The sequence below is a fragment of the Salipiger sp. HF18 genome (assembly GCF_011806505.1).
Lineage (GTDB): Bacteria > Pseudomonadota > Alphaproteobacteria > Rhodobacterales > Rhodobacteraceae > Salipiger > Salipiger thiooxidans.
In genome coordinates this window covers 1-5,327 of the sequence record NZ_JAATOS010000284.1, presented here as the reverse complement: position 1 = coordinate 5,327, position 5,327 = coordinate 1, and the positions used below count along the sequence as shown (strand labels likewise).

The window sequence follows — 5,327 nt, the reverse complement described above, 5'->3', positions numbered from 1 at the left end:
CAACGAGGATCCGCACTACGACCGCGCCCGCGTCCGTAAGCTGCTGGCCGAGCTGGCGCCGCAGGGGCTCGGGACCGAGACCCTCGCCGCCACGGCGGGGCGCATGTCCCGCGCCCGCGAGGCGCTTCGGGCCCGCGCCGTCGCCGCGTGGCACGGCTGCGGGCGCGAGGGCGTCGCGGGCGACCTCATCCTCGACCGCGACGCCTTCGCGGCGCTGGAGGCGGACACCCGCATGCGGCTTCTCGCGGCGGCGCTGCAATACGTCTCGTCGGCGGAGTACCGCCCGCGCTCCGCGCAACTCGAGGCGCTGCTCGACCGGCTGGATGCCGGGGCGGGAGGTACCCTGCACGGGGCCGAGCTGCGCTGCGACCGAGCCGAGATCCGGATCTTCCGGGAATATGCCGCCGTCGCCGGACTGCGACGGGCCGTGACGGAGGGCGGGCTCTGGGACGGCAGGTGGCGCGTCAGCCACCCGACACCGTCAGGGCTCGAGATTCGCGGCAGTCGGCGGAACGCCGGGCAGGCGGGCCGCCTCATGCCGTTGCACGGGCTTTGCCGGCGATCTGGGATGGGGACAGGCTTGTCGCCTGCGATGCGCTGGGGATCGGCCCGGGCGGGACGACGCGGCTCTGTCCGGGCGGGATCGAAGGCCAGCGCTACCCTGCTTTTCTTCTTTCGCATTGAACGTGTCGCCCCGATCCTTATGTTAGGTACATCGCGCTCGGCTCGGGCGCGCAAGGCATGTTTGGAGGCTTTCCTTGGGCAACGCACGCAATATCGCCTTCTGGGTGGTCCTGTTCCTACTGATCCTGGCGCTGTTCAACCTGTTCTCGGGCGGCGGCAGCACGCTGCAGAGCCGTGAGATCAGCTATTCGGACTTCGTGTCCGCGGTCGAGGCGGACAACGTCAGTTCGGTGACCATCGACGGCGAGCAGATCCGGTACCGCAGCACCGATGGCACCGACTACGTGACGGTCAAACCCCAGGACGCCCAGGTCACGGACCTCCTGATCGACAACGGCGTGACGGTCCGGGCGGAACAGCAGGAACAATCAGGCTTCCAGGCCTTCCTGCTCTCGCTCCTGCCGTTCCTGCTGCTGATCGGCGTCTGGATCTACTTCATGAACCGGATGCAGGGGGGCGGCAAAGGCGGCGCCATGGGCTTCGGCAAGTCCAAGGCCAAGCTCCTGACCGAAAAGCACGGCCGCGTCACCTTCGACGACGTGGCGGGCATCGACGAGGCCAAGGAAGAGCTGGAAGAGATCGTCGAATTCCTGCGCAACCCGCAGAAGTTCTCGCGCCTCGGCGGCAAGATCCCCAAGGGCGCGCTGCTGGTGGGCCCTCCGGGCACCGGCAAGACGCTGCTCGCACGCGCCATCGCGGGCGAGGCGGGCGTGCCGTTCTTCACCATCTCGGGCTCTGACTTCGTCGAGATGTTCGTCGGCGTCGGTGCAAGCCGCGTGCGCGACATGTTCGAGCAGGCCAAGAAGAACGCGCCCTGCATCGTCTTCATCGACGAGATCGACGCCGTCGGCCGCAACCGTGGCTCCGGCTACGGCGGTGGCAATGACGAACGCGAGCAGACCCTGAACCAGCTGCTGGTCGAGATGGACGGCTTCGAGGCCAACGAGGGCGTCATCATCATCGCGGCCACCAACCGCCGCGACGTGCTCGACCCCGCGCTGCTGCGTCCGGGCCGCTTCGACCGCCAGGTCATGGTCGGCAACCCCGATATCAAGGGCCGCGAGAAGATCCTTGGCGTACACGCCCGCAAGACCCCGCTCGGCCCCGACGTCGACCTGCGCATCATCGCGCGCGGCACCCCGGGCTTCTCGGGCGCGGATCTCGCGAACCTGGTGAACGAGGCGGCGCTCATGGCGGCCCGCGTCGGTCGCCGCTTCGTGACGATGGAAGACTTCGAGAACGCCAAGGACAAGGTCATGATGGGCGCCGAGCGCCGGTCCATGGTCCTGACCGCGGAGCAGAAGGAAAAGACCGCCTACCACGAAGCCGGCCATGCCGTCGTGGGTCTTGCCCTTCCGCAGTGCGACCCGGTCTACAAGGCGACGATCATCCCGCGCGGCGGTGCCCTCGGGATGGTGGTCTCGCTGCCCGAGATCGACCGCCTGAACTGGCACAAATCCGAGTGCGAGGAAAAGCTCGCGATGACCATGGCGGGCAAGGCCGCCGAGATCATCAAGTACGGCGAGCCCAACGTCTCGAACGGCCCCGCTGGCGACATCCAGCAGGCCTCGGCACTGGCACGGGCCATGGTCCTGCGCTGGGGCATGTCGGACAAGGTCGGCAACATCGACTACTCCGAGGCGCACGAGGGCTACCAGGGCAACACCGCCGGTCTCTCGGTGTCGGCGCACACCAAGGAGATGATCGAGGACGAGGTGAAGACCTTCATCCAGGACGCCTACGAGCGCGCCTACCAGATCCTGACCGAGCGCAAGGAAGACTGGGAGCGCCTCGCGCAGGGTCTGCTGGAGTACGAGACCCTCACCGGCGAGGAGATCAAGCGCGTGATGAAGGGCGAGCCGCCACACGCGGGCGACAGCACCGAGACGGATTCGGGCGACGACACGCCCAGCGTCACCGCCATCCCCAAGACCAAGCCCAAGACCAAGCCGGCGGGCGAGGGTGGGCTGGAGCCTGAGCCGTCTGCATGAACACTGACGCAAAGTCAGATTGGGGCCCCGGACTCTATCACAGATTCCGGGGCCTTCGTTTGCGCCCCGCCATCGACCTGCTGCACAGCCTCGGACCGCTGCCCGAGGGGCCGGTGGTCGATCTCGGTTGCGGCAGCGGCGCGGTGGGCCCGGCGCTGAAGCAGCTGGGACGGACGCTCACCGGCGTCGACCTGAGCCCCGCGATGCTGAACGAGGCGCGCGCCATCGGCTGCTACGACGAGCTGTTCGAGGCCGATCTCGCCACGTGGGAGCCCGAGACGCCGCCCGCGCTGATCTTCTCGAACGCCGCGCTGCACTGGCTCGACGGGCACGAGACGCTTCTGCCCAGGCTGGTCTCGATGCTGGCACCGGGCGGCACGCTCGCCGTGCAGGTGCCGCACCAGAACAACGCGCCCTCGCACCGGCTGTGGCTGACGCTGGCCGAGGAGCTGTTCCCCGACAGCACCGACCCGGACGCGGTGCCCTCGATCCTGCTGCCGGTGCAGTACCACCGCCTTCTGGCGCCGCTCGGGAAGCTGTCGTTGTGGGAAACGGAGTACTACCAGGACCTGCCCGCCGAGGAGACCGGCCACCCGGTGCGCCGCTTCACCGAATCGACCTTTGCGCGCCCGGTGCTCGAGCCGCTCGACCTGGCCGGCCGCACCCGGCTGATCGCCGCCTACGAGAGCGTCATCGGCAGCGCTTATCCGCCGTTCCCGGACGGGCGCGTTCTCTTCCCGTTCCGCAGGTTGTTCTTCACCCTCACGCGCTGACAGCCCACCGCGAAATAATCGTGAATTTGCCCCGGCCGGGTTGGACGCCACCACCGGCTTGGGCAAGGTCGACCGGATTCCAAGGAGTTGCCGAACCATGCCTGCTTTGAAACCCACTGACTTCACGGCCACCGTACGCTGGCTCGGGCGCGTCCCCGAGACCGACGAGGGGCTGCGCTCGGTCGCGGTGGACCATCTCGAGCTCGGATTCGAAGGCGCGGTGGGCGAGCGCCATTCCGGCCTGACCCGCCCCTCCTGCAGCCGTCTCCTGTCGCAGCATCCCCGCGGCACCGAGATCCGCAATGTCCGCCAGCTTGCGATGATGTCGGTCGAGGAGATCGCCCGCATCGCCGAGCGCATGGGGCTCGGGTCCCTCGAGCACGAATGGCTCGGCACGTCGGTGGTGCTCGAGGGGCTGCCGGATTTCTCGCACATCCCGCCGTCCTCACGCCTGCAGGGGCCGGACGGGCTGACGCTTGCGGTGGACATGGAGAACCGCCCCTGCGTGCTGCCCGGGCGCGAGATCGAGACCGAGCGCGAGGGTTTCGGCAAGCGCTTCAAGCCCGCCGCCGCCGGGCTGCGCGGCGTTACCGCCTGGGTCGAGCGCCCGGGTAGGCTGGCCCTCGGCGACGTGCTCACTCTGCACATCCCCGACCAGCCGTTCTGGGCCCATATCGAGGCGGTGCGCGGCTGATCCCGGGCGGGCAACGGCCCGCCGCCTGGCCCGGTCGGTGGCCGAAACGCCGCAACGCGACGACCCGATACGGATTGCGGTCTGTCCTCTCGCGAGCGGTTCGGGCAATGTCCGCGGGATCGTCAGACACAGGAGAACGCAGCCGTGGCCGTTAAGCCGGATATCGAGATCGCACGCGAAGCGCAGAAACGCCCGATCACCGAGATCGGCGCGAAACTCGGCATTCCGGCCGAGCAGCTGCTGCCCTACGGGCACGACAAGGCCAAGGTCTCGCAGGCGTTCATCGCCGGGCTCGAGGGGCGCAAGAGCGGCCGGCTGATCCTCGTCACCGCGATCAACCCGACCCCCGCGGGCGAGGGCAAGACCACCACCACCGTGGGTCTCGGCGACGGGCTGCAGCGCATCGGGCGCAAGGCGGCGATCTGCATCCGCGAGGCCTCGCTCGGGCCGAATTTCGGCATGAAGGGCGGCGCCGCCGGTGGCGGCTATGCGCAGATCGTGCCGATGGAGGAAATGAACCTCCATTTCACCGGCGACTTCCACGCCATCACCAGCGCCCATAACCTGCTGGCGGCGATGCTGGACAACCACATCTACTGGGGCAACGAGCATCAGATCGACGTGCGCCGCGTCGTCTGGCGCCGCGTCGTCGACATGAACGACCGGGCGCTGCGCCAGGTGGTGACCTCGCTCGGGGGCGTGGCCAACGGCTTCCCGCGAGAGAGCGGTTTCGACATCACCGTGGCATCCGAGGTCATGGCGATCCTCTGTCTCGCCGAGGACCTGCAGGACCTGCAGCGCCGTCTCGGCGACATGATCGTGGCCTATCGCCACGACCGCAGCCCGGTCTTCGCCCGCGACATCGACGCCGACGGCGCCATGACCGTGCTGCTGCGCGACGCGATGCAGCCGAACCTCGTGCAGACGCTCGAGCACACGCCCGCCTTCGTGCACGGCGGCCCGTTCGCCAACATCGCCCATGGCTGCAACTCGGTGATCGCCACCAAGACCGCGCTGCGGCTCGCCGATTACGTGGTGACCGAGGCGGGCTTCGGTGCCGATCTGGGCGCCGAGAAGTTCTTCGACATCAAATGCCGCAAGGCCGGGCTGCACCCCGATTGCGTGGTGCTGGTGGCGACGGTGCGGGCGCTCAAGATGAACGGCGGGCTCGAGCGCGACGAGCTC

Annotated in this window: 4 protein-coding genes and 1 pseudogene; all 5 read left to right on the top strand. The window is 68.6% G+C overall.

From position 1 onward, the window contains the following. A pseudogene (locus tag HC022_RS18535) lies at positions 1 to 862 on the top strand (hypothetical protein); the annotation flags it as partial. After that, positions 759 to 2,675: an ATP-dependent zinc metalloprotease FtsH gene (gene ftsH / locus HC022_RS18530; RefSeq protein WP_167453409.1), complete on the top strand. Its 1,917-nt coding sequence runs from the start codon at positions 759 to 761 to the stop codon at positions 2,673 to 2,675. The pseudogene HC022_RS18535 and the gene ftsH, both read left to right, overlap by 104 nt. Next, entirely contained in the window at positions 2,672 to 3,448 is a 777-nt protein-coding gene (locus HC022_RS18525) for a methyltransferase domain-containing protein (RefSeq protein ID WP_167453408.1), read from the top strand. Before ftsH ends, HC022_RS18525 begins: the two co-directional genes overlap by 4 nt. Before the next feature lie 97 nt (positions 3,449 to 3,545). Continuing rightward, positions 3,546 to 4,142 carry a sulfurase gene (locus tag HC022_RS18520; RefSeq protein WP_008886904.1) on the top strand — a complete coding sequence of 199 codons (597 nt, stop codon included), beginning with the start codon at positions 3,546 to 3,548 and terminating at the stop codon, positions 4,140 to 4,142. A gap of 144 nt (positions 4,143 to 4,286) precedes the next feature. Continuing rightward, a partial coding sequence (locus tag HC022_RS18515; protein ID WP_167453407.1) for a formate--tetrahydrofolate ligase occupies positions 4,287 to 5,327 on the top strand: 1,041 nt, incomplete at its 3' end.